17 protein-coding genes are annotated in these 17,290 nt (G+C 66.7%); 9 read left to right on the plus strand and 8 right to left on the minus strand.

Annotated features, from left to right (window positions below; all coding sequences use genetic code 11):
• Positions 1–16 precede the first annotated feature (16 nt).
• Positions 17–823: a 2,5-didehydrogluconate reductase DkgB gene (gene dkgB / locus BKX93_RS04625; protein WP_046168075.1), complete on the minus strand. Its 807-nt coding sequence runs from the start codon at positions 821–823 to the stop codon at positions 17–19.
• Positions 824–936: 113 nt separating this feature from the next.
• Positions 937–2,139 carry an MFS transporter gene (locus BKX93_RS04630; RefSeq protein ID WP_070978916.1) on the minus strand — a complete coding sequence of 401 codons (1,203 nt, stop codon included), beginning with the start codon at positions 2,137–2,139 and terminating at the stop codon, positions 937–939.
• A gap of 102 nt (positions 2,140–2,241) precedes the next feature.
• On the opposite strand from BKX93_RS04630, the gene BKX93_RS04635 reads away from it, so the two are divergent.
• Positions 2,242–3,174 carry a LysR family transcriptional regulator gene (locus BKX93_RS04635; protein WP_070978917.1) on the plus strand — a complete coding sequence of 311 codons (933 nt, stop codon included), beginning with the start codon at positions 2,242–2,244 and terminating at the stop codon, positions 3,172–3,174.
• 67 nt (positions 3,175–3,241) lie between these two features.
• Here the strand turns inward: BKX93_RS04635 and hflX are convergent, their stop codons facing one another.
• Positions 3,242–4,630, minus strand: a complete 1,389-nt coding sequence (hflX, locus tag BKX93_RS04640) for a GTPase HflX (RefSeq protein ID WP_070978919.1) — start codon at positions 4,628–4,630, stop codon at positions 3,242–3,244.
• Positions 4,631–4,787: 157 nt separating this feature from the next.
• Here hflX and BKX93_RS04645 point away from each other — a divergent pair, with 157 nt between their 5' ends.
• On the plus strand, positions 4,788–6,050 hold the full coding sequence (locus BKX93_RS04645; RefSeq protein WP_186009490.1) for a DEAD/DEAH box helicase: 1,263 nt from the start codon (positions 4,788–4,790) through the stop codon (positions 6,048–6,050).
• Positions 6,051–6,113: 63 nt separating this feature from the next.
• On the opposite strand, the gene BKX93_RS04650 is transcribed toward BKX93_RS04645, so the two are convergent.
• Both BKX93_RS04650 and BKX93_RS04655 read right to left on the minus strand, forming a co-directional pair.
• Positions 6,114–6,362, minus strand: a complete 249-nt coding sequence (locus BKX93_RS04650) for a helix-turn-helix domain-containing protein (protein WP_070978921.1) — start codon at positions 6,360–6,362, stop codon at positions 6,114–6,116.
• Between the two features lie 13 nt (positions 6,363–6,375).
• Positions 6,376–6,996 carry a DUF2975 domain-containing protein gene (locus BKX93_RS04655; RefSeq protein WP_145929265.1) on the minus strand — a complete coding sequence of 207 codons (621 nt, stop codon included), beginning with the start codon at positions 6,994–6,996 and terminating at the stop codon, positions 6,376–6,378.
• Between the two features lie 326 nt (positions 6,997–7,322).
• On the opposite strand from BKX93_RS04655, the gene BKX93_RS04660 reads away from it, so the two are divergent.
• Positions 7,323–9,032, plus strand: a complete 1,710-nt coding sequence (locus BKX93_RS04660; RefSeq protein WP_186009491.1) for an ABC transporter ATP-binding protein/permease — start codon at positions 7,323–7,325, stop codon at positions 9,030–9,032.
• A gap of 12 nt (positions 9,033–9,044) precedes the next feature.
• Here BKX93_RS04660 and BKX93_RS04665 read toward each other — a convergent pair whose 3' ends face one another.
• Together BKX93_RS04665 and BKX93_RS04670 are read right to left on the minus strand one after the other, a co-directional pair.
• Positions 9,045–9,473: a DUF1801 domain-containing protein gene (locus BKX93_RS04665; RefSeq protein WP_070978923.1), complete on the minus strand. Its 429-nt coding sequence runs from the start codon at positions 9,471–9,473 to the stop codon at positions 9,045–9,047.
• Between the two features lie 173 nt (positions 9,474–9,646).
• On the minus strand, positions 9,647–10,678 hold the full coding sequence (locus BKX93_RS04670) for a patatin-like phospholipase family protein (protein ID WP_046157591.1): 1,032 nt from the start codon (positions 10,676–10,678) through the stop codon (positions 9,647–9,649).
• Positions 10,679–10,971: 293 nt separating this feature from the next.
• Here BKX93_RS04670 and BKX93_RS04675 point away from each other — a divergent pair, with 293 nt between their 5' ends.
• Genes BKX93_RS04675 through BKX93_RS04700 form a run of 6 tightly spaced genes read left to right on the plus strand, consistent with a single transcriptional unit; the run spans position 10,972 to position 16,910 of the window.
• Positions 10,972–11,460, plus strand: a complete 489-nt coding sequence (locus BKX93_RS04675) for a MarR family winged helix-turn-helix transcriptional regulator (protein ID WP_070978925.1) — start codon at positions 10,972–10,974, stop codon at positions 11,458–11,460.
• Complete coding sequence (locus BKX93_RS04680) at positions 11,441–13,471, plus strand: FUSC family protein (protein ID WP_070978927.1); 2,031 nt, start codon at positions 11,441–11,443, stop codon at positions 13,469–13,471. The genes BKX93_RS04675 and BKX93_RS04680 overlap by 20 nt, the downstream gene beginning before the upstream one ends.
• Positions 13,468–13,668, plus strand: coding sequence for a DUF1656 domain-containing protein (locus BKX93_RS04685; RefSeq protein WP_046157588.1), 201 nt, complete (start codon positions 13,468–13,470; stop codon positions 13,666–13,668). Before BKX93_RS04680 ends, BKX93_RS04685 begins: the two co-directional genes overlap by 4 nt.
• Positions 13,669–13,672: 4 nt before the next feature.
• A complete protein-coding gene (locus BKX93_RS04690) occupies positions 13,673–14,548 on the plus strand; it encodes an efflux RND transporter periplasmic adaptor subunit (protein WP_070978929.1) in 876 nt (291 codons plus the stop codon).
• Positions 14,545–15,966: an efflux transporter outer membrane subunit gene (locus tag BKX93_RS04695; protein WP_070978931.1), complete on the plus strand. Its 1,422-nt coding sequence runs from the start codon at positions 14,545–14,547 to the stop codon at positions 15,964–15,966. The genes BKX93_RS04690 and BKX93_RS04695 overlap by 4 nt, the downstream gene beginning before the upstream one ends.
• Positions 15,963–16,910, plus strand: a complete 948-nt coding sequence (locus BKX93_RS04700) for an alpha/beta hydrolase (protein ID WP_222103289.1) — start codon at positions 15,963–15,965, stop codon at positions 16,908–16,910. The genes BKX93_RS04695 and BKX93_RS04700 overlap by 4 nt, the downstream gene beginning before the upstream one ends.
• Here the strand turns inward: BKX93_RS04700 and BKX93_RS04705 are convergent.
• A complete protein-coding gene (locus tag BKX93_RS04705) occupies positions 16,907–17,269 on the minus strand; it encodes a YkgJ family cysteine cluster protein (RefSeq protein WP_070978933.1) in 363 nt (120 codons plus the stop codon). The two genes, BKX93_RS04700 and BKX93_RS04705, sit on opposite strands and share 4 nt — an antisense overlap.
• Between the last annotated feature and the right edge of the window lie 21 nt (positions 17,270–17,290).

Consider the following 17,290-nt stretch of genomic DNA (forward strand, 5'->3'; position numbering starts at 1 on the left):
ATGGGAGGCAGCTCGCTCAATCCCATTGCGGCGCCAGGCCGACCGGGTTCACTTCGCGGCCGTTGCGCTCCAGCGCGGCGATCTGCTCCATGTCCTCGTCGCTCAGGCGCAGGGTCTGCGCCAGCAGGTTGCCGGCCAGGTTCTCGCGTTTGGTGGACGACGGAATCACTGAATAGCCCTGCTGCAGCGCCCATGCCAGTGCCACCTGGGCCGGCGTGGCCTGGCGTCGTTGCGCAATAGCGGCGATCACCGGATCGCCCAGCGCCTTGCCGTAGGCAAGGGTCATGTAGGAAGTGACATGTATGCCTTCGTCCTGCAGGAAGTTGACCAGCTTGCGGTTTTGCAGATAGGGACTCAGCTCGATCTGGTTGGTCGCGATCGCGTCCTTGCCCACTGCGGCGATCGCCTGACGGGTCAGCTCGATGTTGAAGTTGGAGACGCCGATCCGGCGGGTCAGGCCCTTGGCCTGGGCGTCGGCCAGCGCGGCCATGTAGGCCTCGACGGACACACCGTTGCCGGGGGCCGGCCAGTGGATCAGCGTCAGATCGACGTAGTCAGTGCGCAGCTTGGCCAGGCTGCCCTCCAGGCTGGCCGCCAGTTTTTCCGGCGCATGGTTGTCGACCCAGATCTTGGTCGTCAAGAACAGGTCTTCGCGGTTCACGCCGGAAGCGGCGACCGCCTTGCCCACGTCCGCCTCGTTGCCGTAGATCTGGGCGGTGTCGATGGCGCGGTAGCCGAGAGCCAGGCCGTTGCGGACCGAGTCGATGACGATCTGGCCTTGCAGGCGGAAAGTGCCGAGGCCGAAGGCGGGGATGGTGTTCATGGTGTGTGCTCCGTGGAGGTCATGGGGAAACCGGCAGCAGGCGCGTGCGTTCCTGCCCGATGCAAGAACAGCGTGAAATGCGAGCTGCCGTTGAAAAGACTCGGATGACGCGCTCAATGCGCAGAGGCCGCGGCTTCGGTGGCGCGCGTCGGCATGCCGTCGCGCCGGTCCAGCGCGCCGCTGAACGCGGTCAAGCCGAAGGCGGCCAACGTCACCGCGGCGGCGATCCACGGCGTGTGGCCCAGACCGACGCGTTCGACGATCAGCCCGCCCAGCGAGGCGCCGCCGGCGACGCCGAGATTGAAGGCGGCGATATTGAAGCCGGACGCGACATCGGCGGCCTCCGGCACGAAACGCCGCGCCTGCTGGACAACATAAACCTGCAGAGCAGGCACGTTGCCGAAGGCCACCGCGCCCCAAGCCAGCATCGTCAGCGCCGCCAGCCAAGCGATATGGACGGTGAAAGTCAGCGCCAGCAGCACCAGCGCCAGCAGCAGAAAAATCCGCTTCAGCGCCTTGACCGGGCCGGCGCGGTCCGCCAGCCTGCCGCCCCAGACATTGCCGAAGGCGACCGACACGCCGTAGCCGACCAGCACAAGGCTGAGCTGGGCCGGCGTAAAGCCGGCGACCTGTTCCAGCAGCGGCGCCATATAGGTGAAGGCGATCAGCGAGCCGCCGTAGCCGACCGCCGTCATCGCGTAGACCAGCAGCAGGCGCGGCTGCGTCAGCGCGCCCAGTTGCCGCGCCAGCGGCGCCGGTTCCGCCTGCGCCAGGCGGCGCGGCACGAAGGCTAGCGCGCCGACCAAGGCGATCAGGCCGAACAGCGCGACGACCAGGAAGGTGGCGCGCCAACCGAAATGCTGGCCGATGAAGGTGCCGAGCGGAATGCCGGCGACGAAGGCCACCGTCATGCCGCTGAACATGGTCGCGATCGCGCGGGCGGCCTTCTCCTGCGGCACCAGCGTGGTGGCGATGACGGAACCGACCGAGAAAAACACGCCGTGGGCGAGCCCGGTGAGCACGCGCGCGACGATCAGCGACTCATAGCCGGGCGAGCGCCAGGCGACGAGATTGCCGACGGTGAACAGCGCCATCAGCGCGGCCAGCAGCATCTTGCGCGGCACGCGGCGGGTGAGCGCCGTCAGCAAGGGCGCGCCGACGGCGACGCTGAGCGCATAGAGGCTGACCAACAGGCCGGCCGAAGGCAGGCTGGTCTGTAGATCGGCGGCGATGGTCGGAATCAGCCCGACGATGACGAACTCGGTCGTCCCGATGGCGAAGGCGCTGATGGTCAGCGCAAGCAAAGCGAGTGGCATGATGGGCATCCATGGGTCCGTGAGGAATGGACGCAGTGTGCCCGCTTTACTTTTGCGGAAAAACCAGCTTATAAACGAAACTCTTTTGAAAAAAAATCAATAATGAAAATCACGCTGGACGAACTCCAGGCCTTCGCCACCGTGGTGGACACCGGCTCCATCACCGCCGCGGCCCAGCAACTGGACCTGACCGTGTCGGCGACCAGCCGCTCGCTGGCGCGGCTGGAAGAGAAGCTGAAAACCACGCTGCTGCGCCGGACCACGCGCCGCCTGGAGCTGACTGAGGAAGGCCGGACGTTTCTGCACAGCGCGCGGGCCATCATCGATTCGGTGGACAGCGCGGAAGAGCAGATGCTGGCGCGGCGCGAACAGCCGTCCGGACGGCTGCGGGTGGACGCCGCCACGCCGTTCATGCTGCACGTGATCGTGCCGCTGGTGCGCGGCTACCGCGAGCGCTATCCGCAGGTGGAACTGGAGCTGAACAGCCACGAGGGCATCATCGACCTGCTGGAGCGGCGCACCGACGTGGCGATCCGCATCGGCCAGCTGAAGGACTCGACTCTGCACAGCCGTCTGATCGGCCACAGCCGGCTGCGCATCCTGGCCAGCCCGGCCTATCTGGAAGCCCGCGGCCAGCCACAGAGTGTAGAAGAATTGGGCAAACATGCCCTGCTGGGCTTCAATCAGCCCGAGACGCTGAATGTCTGGCCGCTGCTGGACACAGACGGCGAGGCTTATCGGATAGAACCGGCGGTGCGGACCTCCAGCGGCGAAACGCTGAGGCAGCTGGCGCTGGAAGGCGCCGGCATCGTCTGCCTGTCGGACTTCATGACCGAGCGGGACCGCGAGTCCGGCCGCCTGGTGCAAATCCTCGCCCCCGACACCCTGGACATGCGCCAGCTGGTCCAGGCCGTCTATTACCGCAACACCGCGGTGTCGTCGCGAATCGCGTCCTTCATCGACTACCTGGTCGAGGCGTTGGGCGGCAAGCTTCCCGAACGGCGGCCCGCGGAGTGGGCAGCTGCCGCGAAATGAAAAAAACCTTCCCGGTCGGGAAGGCTTTTCGCTTGCGCTGCCGCTACGCGGCAGGCGTCGGGAGCCATCAAACCTCCCAGTATTCCTTCTCCCTGCCCTGCGAGCCGGGATTAAGCTGCTCGCGCAGGCTGCGCAGCTTTTCCGGCTCGCCGCGCACGCGGAAGCGGCTGCCCTCTTCATCGGCATGCTCTTCTAGCACCTGGCAGTGGCTGTAGATCTCGCCGCGCAGCTGCTGGGCGGACCACGGCAACAGCAGCTCGTCCTCCACCAGATCCTGCTGGAAGAAAGAGACAATGGCCGCGCGCAGGCTGGACACATCATCCGGACGAAGCGCGCTCATCACCACGCAGCCTGGGTAGCGCTGTTGCAATTCCGCCGTCCAGGCGGCCTGCGCGGCCTCGTCGCCGACATGGTCGATCTTGTTGAACACGCGGATGCGCGGCAGCTCGTCGGCGCCGATTTCCTTCAGCACCTCGTCGGTCACTTCCAGCTGGCGCAGGAAACCCGGATCGCTGGCATCGATGGCATGCAGCAACAACGAGGCATCCAGCGCCTCTTCCAGCGTGGATTTGAAGGACGCCACCAGGCCGTGGGGCAGGTTCTTGATGAAGCCGACGGTGTCGCTGACCAGCACGCGCGGCACGCTCTCCGGGTACAGCACCCGCACCGTGGTGTCCAGCGTGGCGAACAGCTTGTTGGCCACCAGCACCTCGCTGCCGGTCAAGGCGCGCATCAGCGTGGATTTGCCGGCGTTGGTGTAGCCGACCAGCGACACCCCGCCCAGGCCCATGCCCTGCCGCTCCAAGCGGCGCGCGCGCTGGGTCTTGCGCTCCAGCTCCATCGCGATGATTTCGCGCTGCAGCTCGGCGATGCGGTCGCGCACCTTGCGGCGATCCAGCTCGGTGTGCGATTCGCCGGAACCGCGGCCGCCCATGCCGCTGCGCTGCCGGCCTTGCGGGCCGGCCAGCTTGGCGGCCTCGCGCAGGCGCGGCGCCATGTAGCCGAGACGGGCGATCTCCACCTGGGCGCGCGCCGCGCGCGAGCGGGCGTTGCGGTGGAAGATCTCCAGGATGACCATGGTGCGGTCCATCACCTCGCAGCCTACGGCCAGCTCCAGATTGCGCATCTGCGACGGCGAGATTTCATGGTCCACCAGCACCGCGTCGATTTCGACCACGCTGGCGTCCAGCGCCTGCGGTTCGTCTTCCAGTTCGTCGCCGCGGATGCCGCGTTTGACGAACGTGCTGATTTCTTCCAGCTTGCCCACGCCCATGTAGGCGGTGCGGTCGAAGCTGCTGCGCTTTTGCACAAAGGTCTGCACCACCTGGAAGCCCAGGGTCTTGGCCAGCTCGCTCAGTTCGGTGAGCGAGGCCTCGAACTCGACATCGCTGACTTCAGGCAACTGCACCGAGGCCACAATGGCGTAGCGGGGCTTCTCTTTGACTTCTGTTTGCATCTACGGATGGCTTTATTTTGGATGAAGAGCCCAGATAGTACTCGCAAACGGCGTTTTCCGCTGGCAAGTCGCGCTTCTTTCTTGACCGGATCGCCGGCGCGGCCGATACTCGTGCCGCTTCGGGCCCAGCCCCTTTATTCAATAGCCGTAATCATTCATGCCATTCGCTTCCCTGGGCCTGCAGCCCGATCTGGTCCAGTCCGCTCTTGAGCAAGGCTATATCCAGCCCACCGCCATCCAGAGCGCCGCCATTCCCGCCATCCTGCAAGGCGGCGACCTGCTGGCCACCGCTCAAACCGGCTCCGGCAAGACCGCGGCCTTTTGCCTGCCGCTGCTGCAGCGATGGCTGGCCAAACCTCGCGGCATACTGCGCCAGCCCCAGGCGCTGATCCTGCTGCCCACCCGCGAACTGGCGGCCCAGGTCGGCGAGATTCTGCGCGACCTGGCGCAGGCCCTGCCGCGCAAGCTGAAAGTGGCCGTGGTCTACGGCGGCGTGTCCATCAATCCGCAAATGATGGCGCTGCGCGGCGGCGCGGACATCGTGGTGGCCACGCCTGGACGCTTACTCGACCTGCTGGACCACAACGCGCTGCGGCTTTCCGCCGTCAAGACGCTGGTGCTGGACGAGGCCGACCGCCTCCTGGACCTGGGCTTCGCCGACGAGCTGGGCAGCGTGCTGGACCGGTTGCCGCCGACGCGGCAGAACCTGCTGTTCTCCGCCACCTTCCCGCCCGCGGTGCGCGCGCTGGCGGAAAAGCTGCTGAACCAGCCGCTGCGGATAGACATAGAACAAACCGCCGCCACCGCGCCGGACATCCTCCAGCGCGCCATCGAGGTGGACGCCGACAAGCGCACCCTGCTGCTGCGCCATCTGCTGGCGGCAAACGATTGGGATCGGGTATTGGTATTCGTCGCCAGCCGGCAGGCGGCCGACCGGGTGGCGGACAAGCTGCATCGCAACGGCGTGCCCGCCGCCGCCCTGCACGGCGATTGCAGCCAAAGCCAGCGCGGCCAAGTGCTGGCCGACCTCAAATCGGGCCGCTTGCGGGTGCTGGTGGCCACCGATGTGGCGGCGCGCGGCATCGACATCGCCCGGCTGCCGCTGGTGGTGAACTACGACCTGCCGCGCTCGCCGGTGGACTACACCCACCGCATCGGCCGCACCGGCCGGGCCGGCGCCCGCGGCGAAGCCATCAGCTTCGTCAGCGCCGACTGCGCCGCCCACTTCAGGCTGATCGAAAAACGCCAGCAGCTGCGGCTGACGCGCGAACGGATAGACGGCTTCGAGCCGACCGAGGCCGCCGCCCCGGCCGCCTCGATGACGGACCCCGACGGCAACGGCGGCATCAAGGGCAAACGCAAGAGCAAGAAGGACAAGCTGCGCGAAGCCGCCGCCCGGCAACAGGCAGGCGGCGACTAAGGCAAGCCAGGGCGGCCGCTCCGCAAATGGAGCGGGCGCGGCCGCGCCGCGGCTTCCCCCAGGCTAAAACGCGGCCTCGTCGCTTGGCCCCGCCTCCTCGCCCGGAGCAGGCGGAATGTACTCCAGCAAATCGCCGGGCTGGCAATTCAGATGCCGGCAAATCGCCTCCAGCGTCGAGAAACGAAAACCCTTGATCTTGCCCTGCTTCAGCAGCGACAGATTCTGCTCGGTGATGCCTATGGCGTGGGCCAGATCCTTGGATTTCACTTTGCGCTGAACGAGAAGCACGTCCAGGTTGATTTTTATCGGCACGGGGCGCTTTCTGTCAGAGGAATTGCTTGTTCTCGCGCGCCAGGGCTACGCCCTCTTGCTGAATGCGCGCAATCACCATCACCACCGCTGCGATGAACAAGCTTTCCAGATTGCCGGTGTCCAGGCCAAAGGTCAGCTGGCGGTGCCCCGCCGGCTGCATCATGGTCAGCCACAAGCCCATCAGCGGCTGAACAAGAATATCGGCCAGCACCCAGAACGCGATGCGGGAGCCCACCTTCGCCAGCAAGGACGCGGAACGCTCGGAAAAATATTCGGCCTGCGCGTAAAACCGGAACAAGCGGCGCAGCGCGTTCAGCCCCTGGGCCAAGACCAGCAGCGGGAGGCAGGATATTACTGCACCGCCCAGCCGTTGCCAAAGCGGCAAGACCGTCATGTCGAAGTGGCGCAGGCCATAAAAGCCATTGTGATCGTCGAAAGAAATAGTCAAACCAGCATCCAGAATCGCTTTGGGAAACAGCCAGAGCAAGAGATGGAACATCAGCATCGCGCAGATGCCCAGAAAGGTGACACAGGCCATGACGGCGCAATAACGGCTTAGTCGCGGAGAATTCATCGGTGTCCTTTGCTTGTCTCGAAACGGCGCGCATGCGCGCCATCTCATGAAATCAGTCACACACACTCAAGTAGCGGGATCATTTATTATTGTTAAACGATAATTTATTGTCGTGCAAGTTTAACAACAATCCCTGTGGCGCGGCTGTCACACCTCACCTCACAATCTTGCCCCAATGCGAAACGCCAAGATGCAGACCCAGCCTGCCCTTGCTGCTGATTTGCCTTCAAGCGGCCAAAAATTCATTCATTACAATCAATAATTATTGTTTTACGATTATTAATTTTCACATTACAGTCATTTATTCGTGCGAGTGGCAACACCATCTCGCGGTCCGAGAATGATGCGGGGAGCCATGCCCCCGGATGGCAAGAATGAGGTTTGGCATGAATGAGCAACAACTGCGGGGCGGATCGGACAACAGCCTGATCGCCAAGTTTCTGGCGCTGGCGGGTCCGTACTGGCGCTCAGAGGAAAAATGGATGGCCTGGACGCTGCTGCTGGCCATCGTCGTCTTGAACGTCGCCATGGTGTATTGCAATGTATGGCTCAACCAGTGGAACGGCGACTTCTTCAATGCCCTGCAGCAGCGCGACTGGAGCGGCTTTCAGGACCTGCTCCGCTCATTCGCCGCGCTGGCCTTCAGCTTCATCGGCTGCGCGGTGCTGATGTCTTACCTGACCTCGGCGCTCAATCTGCGCTGGCGGCGATGGCTGACCGATTTTTATCTTGGGCAATGGCTGGATGGCCGCGCCTACTGCCTGCTGGAGCTCAAATCCTATGGCACCGACAACCCGGACCAGCGCATCGCCGAGGATCTGAAAGCCTTTGCCGCCACGTCGCTGAATCTGGGCTTCGATCTGATCCGCAACCTGACGACTCTGGCCTGCTTCATCGGCATCCTCTGGCATTTGTCGGGGCCGCTGGCTTTGTCCTTGTTCGGCTGGCAGGCGAGCGTTTCCGGCTATCTGGTCTGGGCCGCGCTGGGATACGCGCTGCTGGGCAGCTGGCTGATGCATGTCCTGGGACGCAGGCTGTCCCGCATCAATATGGAAGGCGAGCGGCGCGAAGCGGACTTCCGCTATGCCGCGGTCAGGCTGCGCGAGCATGCGCAAGCGGTGGCGTTGAGCGGCGGAGAGGAATTCGAGCGCAAGGCCCTCAACCGCCGCTTCCAGGACATCTGCGCCAACTGGCGGCAAATGATAGCCGCGGAATGGCGGCTGACGGGCGCCCGCTCCGCCTATTCCCAGCTCGCCGTGATCTTCCCCATGCTGACCTGCGCGCCGCGCTACTTTTCCGGCACGCTCGCGCTGGGCGGCCTGATGCAGGTCATTTCGGCGTTTGGCCAGGTCCAGGGCGCGCTGAGCTGGATGGTGAACGCCTACGAGGGCTTGGCCTCATGGAAGGCCAATATCGAGCGCCTGGCCTCGTTCCAGGCTGCGACGGCGCGGGCGCGGCATGAGCTGGCGCACAGCCGGATCGCGCGCTCGGAGTCGGAGGGAGACGATATCCGGCTATGCAAGCTCTCCGTATCGCTGCCTGATGGACAGCCGCTGCTGGAGGGCCTGGACCTGCACGCCTCCGGCGGGGAGCGGATCGCGCTCAAGGGCGCGTCCGGCAGCGGGAAAAGCACCTTGCTGCAAGTGCTGGCCGGCATCTGGCCATGGGGAGGGGGCCATGCCGTGCTGCCGGCGAAAAAAATGATGTTCTTGCCGCAACGGCCGTATCTGCCGCTGGGCACCTTGCGGGAGGCCATCAACTACCCCGCGGCTGCCGACGCGTTTTCCCTGGCTGAACAGGAGTTTGTGCTGGCGCGGTGCCGGCTGGCGCATCTGACGCCGCAGCTGGACGATTACGGCAATTGGTCGGCCAGGCTCTCGCCCGGCGAGCAGCAACGACTGGCTCTGGCCAGGGCCCTGCTGCACAAGCCGAGCTGGCTGCTGCTGGATGAGGCGACCTCGGCATTGGACCCGCACAACCAAAGGCATTGCTACCAGCAGTTGCGCAGCGAACTGCCGGATTGCGCGGTGATCAGCGTCTCCCACCGACCCGAAGTGGACGCTTACCATGATAGGGTCTGGCGGATAGATGGATGAACCCGCGCGCCGTCAGCCCGAACTGCGCCCGGTCTTTCCGGATTTGGATTTCGCCGCGGAAAGATTGAGCGCGACCGCGGCGAGGATCAGCGCCTTGAACGCATCCGCGTCTATCGCGTCCCCTTCGCGGATATCGATGGCGCGCCTGGCGTTGCCGTCCAGGCTGGCGTTGAAAAGCCTGGACGGATCGTCCAGCGAAGCGCCTTTGAGAAAGGTCAGCTTGACCGCCGACTGGTAGGATTCGCCGGTGCAGATGATTCCGGCATGCGCCCAAACCGGCGTGCCCATCCACTTCCATTCCTCGACGACATCCGGGTCCGCCTCCCGGATAAGCTGGCGCATCCGGCTCAAGGCCTCCCCGCGCCAGTCGCCAAGCTCGGCGATTCTTTCATCTATTCGTCGGGCCGCCGGCAGGGCCTCGGTTGAAACCGCTTTCTGCATCGCTTCCTCCGCTCAAGAGAACGCCATGGCTCCATGGATCCGGCCCGGCCTGCCGCTTCGCTTGTTCATGGAAGACGGCCCTGTGAATTCCGGACTCGGACGGGCATCCATGCCAGCTACACCTTCCGCCGGACTGACCGCGCAGCCGCGGATATCGCGCCCGCCGGCAAGAGTCAGGGCTGAAGAAACAGGCCGTTGATGTCCACGCTGGCGCTGCGGCCCACTTTTCCGCCATGTTCCGCCATCCAGGCTTGCGCCGCCTGGCGCCCTTCGTCCCGCAGCCAGGCCAGGAACGGGCCGTAGGTCAGCGCCCGGCTGGACGAGTCGAGTTCGGCCAGCAAATCATGGGCTTCCACCAGATGAAAGCGCGTGGCCAGCAGATGGCGCTCCAGGCGGCCGCGCAGATAAGCAGGCGCATCCGCCATTTCCCGCAGCAAGGCGAACAGGCGCATCTCGCGCAGGAAGGCGCTGTTGAAACCCAGCAGCATCGCCCGACGCTGGATCTCGTCGGCGGTGCGCGGGGTATCTCCATGGATCATAGGCGACAGCAACACCAGCAGGATGTCGTCGCTGCGGCAAAACTTGAATAGCGGAAAGATCGCCGGATTGGCGGCAAAACCGCCATCCCAATACGGCTCCCCTTCTATCATCACCGCCTGCTGCAGTGATGGCAGACAGGCCGAGGCCAGCAAGGCGTCCGCGGACAAGTCTGCATTGCGGAACAACTTCAGCCGCCCGCTGTTGGCATGCGTTGCCGCCACGAACAATTGCACCGGCGAAGCCTGCCGAATGCGCTCGAAATCGAACAGCGAAACGATGATGTCGCGCAACGGGTTGTAATCCAGCGGATTGAGCTGGTACGGAGAGAACCATTGCGACAGCTGCAACACCATTTTCAGGCTGGGGGACACGGTGGAATCCATGCTGAAAGGCAGGGGCCGGGCCATTTCTCCCGGCAGGCTCTCCCCCACCCTGCGCCAGAACGCTGCCAGCGCCTCCCGGGCGGCATCCGGCCCGCCAAGGCACAGGCCATGCGCGACGGCCACCGCGTTCATCGCCCCGGCGCTGGTGCCGCTCAAACCGTCGAAACGATAGCGGCCCGCCTCCAGCAGCGCGTCCAGCACGCCCCAGGTGAACGCCCCATGCGCGCCGCCGCCCTGAAGCGCCAAACTCAGCGACGGCTTGCCTTCCATACGCCGGAACATAGCCGCTCCAATGATGTTGCACCGCACAAATATGGCACGGCGGCTTGCCATTAACAAGTTGCGTTTACATGAATGCAGAGTGCCGCGCTTGCCACTCAGCCTATCAATGGAGGCACACGTGGCATCGGAAGACCCGGCCATCCGCGCAAGCGCGTGGCCAGCTCCCCCTGCCTTTTCCAGGCAAGCGCTTGTCCGCTCCGTCAAATTAGTTAGTTTGCTAATTAATAAAATAGCCGCTACAATCCATTTACATCACGACTATCCCCATCCGGCCTGCCGGCCGGCAAATATCCATGGAAAACATCGATCTGTTACGCCTGAGGCTGACCAGCAGCCTGCGCCCGATGGGCGTGCTGTGGCGGCATATCGCGCAGGAAGCGCTGACGGTTCACGGCATCTCGGTATCCGGCGGCTCCGCGCTGCTGTTCATCGGGCGGCTGGGCGAAGGCGTCAGCCACAGCGCGCTGGCCGAGGAGCTGGGCATGGAGCCCGCCTCCCTGGTTCGCATCGTAGACCAGTTGAGCCAGGCCGGTCTGCTGCGGCGGGAACAGGGACTGCATGACCGCCGGGTGAAAACGCTGTGGTTCACCGAGGCCGGCCGTGAAGTCACCCGCAAGATAGAGACCGAGCTGGTGGCGCTGCGCTCGCGCGTGCTGGCGCCGCTCAGCCAGGCCGACCTGGAAGCCGCGCTGCGGGTGTTCCACGCACTGGAGCAGGCGGCGCAAACCCGGCCTCCCGACGACCCCATGCTGGACAAACGCCATGATCGCGCTGCCCGCTAAACGCGACTGGCTGTTCTCCGCCCGCACCTTCGCCGCCGCGATGCTGGCGCTGTACATCGCGCTGGCGCTGGGCCTGCCGCGCCCCAGCTGGGCGATGGGCACCGTCTACATCGTGTCCCACCCGCTGATCGGCGCCACCCGCTCCAAGGCGGTGTACCGCGTGTTCGGCACCTTGCTCGGCGCGGCCGCCGCGGTATGCGTGGTGCCGCCGCTGGCCAACCAGCCGGTGCTGCTGAGCCTGGTGGTGGCGCTGTGGTCCGGCGCCCTGCTCTACCTGTCCATGCTGGACCACACGCCGCGCCACTACCTGCTGCGGCTGCCGGCCTACACCATGCCGCTGATCGCGCTGTCGGCGGTGTACGCGCCGGAGAACGTGTTCGACATCGCCATCGCCCGCAGCGAGGAAATCGTCCTCGGCATCGTCTGCGCCAGCGTGGCGGCGGCGCTGGTGCTGCCCACCCGCGTGTCAGCGGTGCTGAGTCCGCGCGTGGACGGCTGGCTCAAGGACGCCGCCGCCTGGGCGACCGACACGCTGGGCAGCGCCCCCCAGCCGCCGTCGGCGGGCCGCAACCGGCTGGCGGCCGACCTGCTGGCCTTCGACCAACTGCTCACCCACCTCTCCTACGACGCCACCAGCCGCAACGCCGAGCGCACCGCGGGCGAGCTGCGCGCGCGGATGAGCATGCTGCCGCCGCTGTTGTCGTCGCTTTCCGAGTTGCTGGCGGTGCTGCGCAAGACGCCCGGCGGCGTGCCCCCGGACTTGCTCCAGTTGATGGGAGACACCTCCAATTGGCTAAGCTACCCGGCCGACAACCCATGGTTTCTGAGCCAGGCGCGCGCGCTGCGCCGCCAGCTGGACGCGCCGCCTCCGGACGGCGGCTGGCCGTCTTTGCTGGAAGGCACGGTGCGGATGCGGCTGAAATCGCTGGTCAATCTGTGGCAGGACTGCCTGACGCTGCGCGCGCTGATCTCGCGCGGGCTGCCGCTGTGGGACTGGAAACCCGCCTACCGCCGCTGGGAAGTGGGCGTGAAGGCCCGCCACTACGATTACGGCCTGCTCGGCTTCGCCGCCGGCACCGCCGCGCTGGGCATCTTCCTGGGCTGCCTGGCCTGGATCGCGCTGGGCTGGCAGGACGGCGCCAACGCGGTGATCCTGGGCACGGTGGCCTGCTGCCTGTTCGGCTCGATGGACGAGCCTGCGCCGATGCTGCGCACGCTGTTCATCGTCAACACCATCTGCACCATGCTGGCCGGCCTGCTGCTGTTCGTCGTGCTGCCGGCGGTGCACGAATTCGAGATGCTGGCGTTGTGCCTGGCCCCGCCCTTCCTGTTGGGCGGCGCGCTGATGAACCAGGCGCGCTTCGGCCCGGTGGCGATGCTGCTGGTGGTATTCACCGCCAATTTGATCGGGCTGCAGCAAAGCTATAACGCCGACTTCCAGTCTTTCCTCAACAGCAATCTGGCCGGCGCGGCCGGGATCTTGTTCGCGCTGGTCTGGACGCTGACTACCCGTCCCTTCGGCGCCGAGCTGACGTTGCGCCGCCTGATCCGCTCCAACTGGCGCGATCTGGCGCATAACGCCGCCGGCCGCCACGGCGGCGACTACGCGCGGCTGACGGCGCTGATGCTGGACCGGCTGTCGCTGCTGGCGCCGCGCCTGGCAGCCGATGGCGCGGATCCGTCCGCTGGTTTCCGCGAGCTGCGAGTGGGCTTCAGCGCGCTGGACCTGCAGCGCGATGAGCACCGCCTGACCGGCGCCGCCCACCAGGCGGTGGACTCGGCGCTGCAGGGCGTCAGCGAGCACTTTCGCGCCTGCGCCGACGCCGATCGCTACCTCGACGCGCCGGATGCGCTGCTGGGCCGGCTGGACGCGGCCATCGCCCTCACCCTGGCCGACCCCGCGCCGGCCGCGCGCGAGGCGCGCAACGCGCTGGTGGAAATGCGCGTGTCGCTGTTCCCCGATGCCGAAGGCTGCCAGCCGGCATCGACCGTTCCAGGAGCCCAGCCATGATAGGCGAAGTCAATTTCTACGGGGTGTACTTCCCCAGCCTGCTGGTGATGATGGTGATCGCCTTCGCCGCCAGCAGCCTGCTGCGCCGCGCGCTGGCCCGACTGGGCCTGTACCGCGTGGTGTGGCACCGCTCCCTCTTCAATTTCGCGCTTTACCTGATCGTGCTGGGCGGCACGATCGCGCTGTTTCACAGGTGACATCATGAACAACCGCATTCGCAAAGCCGGGTCCGTGCTGCTAACCCTGGCCACCGTCGCCGTCGCCATCGTGGTGGTGCGGCATATCTGGATCTACTACACCGACGCGCCGTGGACCCGCGACGGCCATATCGCCGCCGACGTGGTGCAGGTGGCCCCGGACGTGTCCGGGTTGATCACCGAAGTGAAAGTCTCGGACAACCAGCTGGTCAAGAAGGGCCAGGTGCTGTTCGTGGTGGACCGCGCGCATTACGAACTGGCGCTGCGCCAGGCCGAAGCCGCCCTCGCCGCGCAGCGCGCCACGCTGGCCCAGGCCCGCCGCGAGGCCTCGCGCAACCACTCGCTGACCGACCTGGTGGCCACCGAGGCCCGCGAGGAAGGCGACGCCAAGGTGCAGCTGGGCGAAGCCACGCTGGCCGCCGCCGAGGCCGCCGCCGGCCTCGCCCGGCTGAATATGGAGCGCACCGTGGTGAAAAGCCCGGTGGACGGTTACCTGAGCGACCGCACGCCGCGCACCGGCGATTACGCCGCCAGCGGCCGCGCGGTGCTGTCCGTCGTCGACTCCCGCTCCTTCCACGTCGACGGCTATTTCGAAGAAACCAAGCTGGGCGGCGTGGAGCTGAACCAGCCGGTGGACATCCAGATCATGGGCGAATCGCGCAAGCTGCGCGGCCACGTGCAGAGCATCGCCGCCGGCATCGAAAACCGCGACCGCAGCAACGGCGCCTCGCTGCTGCCCAACGTCAACCCTACCTTCAACTGGGTCCGGCTGGCGCAGCGCATCCCGGTGCGCATCGCGCTGGACGAGGTGCCGGCCAATTTCCGGCTGATCGCCGGCCGCACCGCCACCGTGTCGGTGCGCCAGGGAGGCCGTTCATGAAAGCCGCGCTGAAGCTGACCGCGCTGGCCTTGGCCGGCGCGCTGGCCGGCTGCGCCGCCGTCGGCCCGGACTACCGCCTGCCTTCGCAGGCCGCGCTGGGCAAGCCCGCCGCCAATGCCGCCTTCCAGTCGGCCAACAATGCGGCCTTCGCCCAGCAGCCGGTTCCCGCCGGCTGGTGGCGGCTGTACGACGACGCCAGGCTGGACAGCCTGGTGGCAGAAGCGCTGAGCGCCAACGCCGACCTTCGCGCCGCCGCCGCCAATCTGCGCAAGGCGATGGCGGTGGAAGCCTCGGTCAACGCCGAGCGCGATCCCCACGCCAGCGTGTCCGCCACCGTTCAGCGCGCCCAGGACTCCGGCGAGGCGTATTTGATCGAGAAAAAACTGCCGGTGGCCAATGTCGGAGACGGCGGCCTGCAGATAGGCTACGAGATCGACCTGTTCGGCAAGCTGGCCCGCGCCGAGGAAGCCGCCCGCGCCGGCACCCGGGCCACCGAGGCGGCGATGGACCTGGCGCGGACCACGGTGGCGGCGGAAACCGTGCGCGCCTATGTCCAGGGCTGCGCGGCCGGACACCAGCTGGCGGTGGCCAAGCGCGAGCTGGAGCTGCAGAACCGCGGCGTGGCGGTGGCCAAACGGATGCAGTCCGCCGGCCGCGGCCGCGCCACCGACGTGGAGCGCGCCCAGGCCCAGGCCGACATCCAGCGCGCGGCGCTGCCCCGCCTGCAAGCAGAGCAGGACGCCGCCCGCTTCCGCCTGGCCGCGCTGCTGGGCAAGGCCCCGGCCGAGCTGCCCGCCGCCGCCTGCTCGGCGCTGCCCCAGTTGAAGCAGCCGCTGCCTGTCGGCGACGGCGCGGCGCTGCTCAAGCGCCGCCCTGACGTGCGCGAGGCTGAACGCAAGCTCGCCGCCGCCACCGCCCGCATCGGCGTGGCCACCGCCCAGCTCTACCCCAGCGTCAGCCTGGGCGCGTCGGCCGGCTTCACCGGCCTGCTGGAGCATGTGGGCGAAGACCGCACCCAGCGCTGGAGCCTGGGGCCCCTGATCAGCTGGACCATCCCCGATAGCGGCGCCCGCGCCCGGGTGAAGGCTGCCGAAGCGGACGCCGACGCGGCGCTCGCCCACTTCGACGGCGTGGTGCTGAACGCGCTGCGCGAGACGGAAACCGCTTTGACCTTTTACGCCAGGGACCTGGAGCGCAACGCCGACTTGCGCTCGGCGCGCGACAACGCCCGCGCCGCCGCGCACGACAACCGCCGCCTGTACGCGGCGGGACGCGCGCCCTACTTGGCCAGCCTGGACGCGGACCGCGCGCTGGCCGGCAACGAATCGGCGCTGGCGGCATCAGACGCGCAACTGGCGCTGGATCAGGTCAGCCTGTTTCTGGCGCTGGGCGGCGGCTGGGAGCAGACGCCGCGTTGAATCCCTCAATCGAACAGAACGACAATATGAAACAGGAAGTGATTTTTCTCAGCGAGGACCTGGAGCTGGTCGGCCATCTGTACCGCCCCGCCGACTACCTGCCGGGGAAACGCTACCCGGCCATCGTGGTCAGCCATCCATTCACCGGCGTCAAGGAGCAGGTGGCGGGGCGCTACGCCGAGCGGCTGGCGCAGGACGGCTATCTCGCGCTGGCATTCGACACCGCCTACCAGGGCGAGAGCGAAGGCCTGCCGCGCCACCTGGAAACACCCCATTCGCGAGCGGAAGGGATCAAATCGGCGGTCAGCTACCTGTCCAACCTGCCCGATGTCGATGCCGAGCGCATCGGCGCGCTGGGCATCGCCGCCGGCGGCGGCTACGCGGTGTTCACCGCTCGCACCGACCCGCGCATCCAGGCCGTGGCCACCGTCAACGCGGTCTGCCAAGGCAGCCTGCTGCGCGACGGGCTGAACGGCAGCCGATCGCCCGAACAGCTGCAGAGCCTGCTCGCCGCCGCGGCCGAAGACCGCACCGCCCAAGACCGCGGCGAAGCCGCCGCCACCCGCGACGCGCTGGCGGAAACGGCGCAGGCGGCGGCCGAACCGCCGCAGCGCCTGCTGCGCGAGGCTTACGACTACTACCGCACGCCGCGCGGCCATCATCCCAACGCGGAAAACCGCTTCGTGGTGTCCGGCCTAGACGCGCTGGCCGGCTTCGATGCCTTCGCCCGCATCGACATGCTCGCCCCGCGGCCGCTGCTGATGATAGCCGGCGCCGACGCCGACACCCGCTACTTCAGCGAGCAAGCCATCGCCGCCGCCGCGGAGCCGAAAGAGCTGTGCCTGATCGCCTGGGCCTCGCACTTCGACCTGTACGACCGCGAACCGTGCGTGGCGGCCGCCGCGGCCAAGCTGAAAGCCTTTTTCGACCGGAGCCTGCCCTAGCCCGCCAACAGCGGCTCGGCCTCGTTGGCCGCCGCCGGCGCCTCCCACAGCGCCGGCAGACCGTGGATGGCGCGCGCCTTCAGGCATTGCGCCGAGCCGGCCTCCACCTCGCGGCAGGGGCTGGGCCGCAGCGGATAGACACCGCAACCGACGCTGTCGCCCACCTCGCCCTGCAAGGCGGCGCAGCGCGGGCTGGCGGACCAGGTGCCGCGCATGCAGCGGGTCCAGCCGTTGAGTTTTTCGGTGAGATGGCCGGGAACCGGGCCGCCGCCGTCATCGGCCTCGGCCCAGTAGAAAGAAACGCGGAAACTGGCGCAGCACGCGCCGCAGGATTGGCAGGGATTGCTTTTTTCACTCATGGCAAGCAAGAAAAACAGGTT

This window comes from Chromobacterium vaccinii (assembly GCF_001855275.1).
In the GTDB taxonomy this organism is placed as follows: Bacteria; Pseudomonadota; Gammaproteobacteria; order Burkholderiales; family Chromobacteriaceae; genus Chromobacterium; species Chromobacterium vaccinii.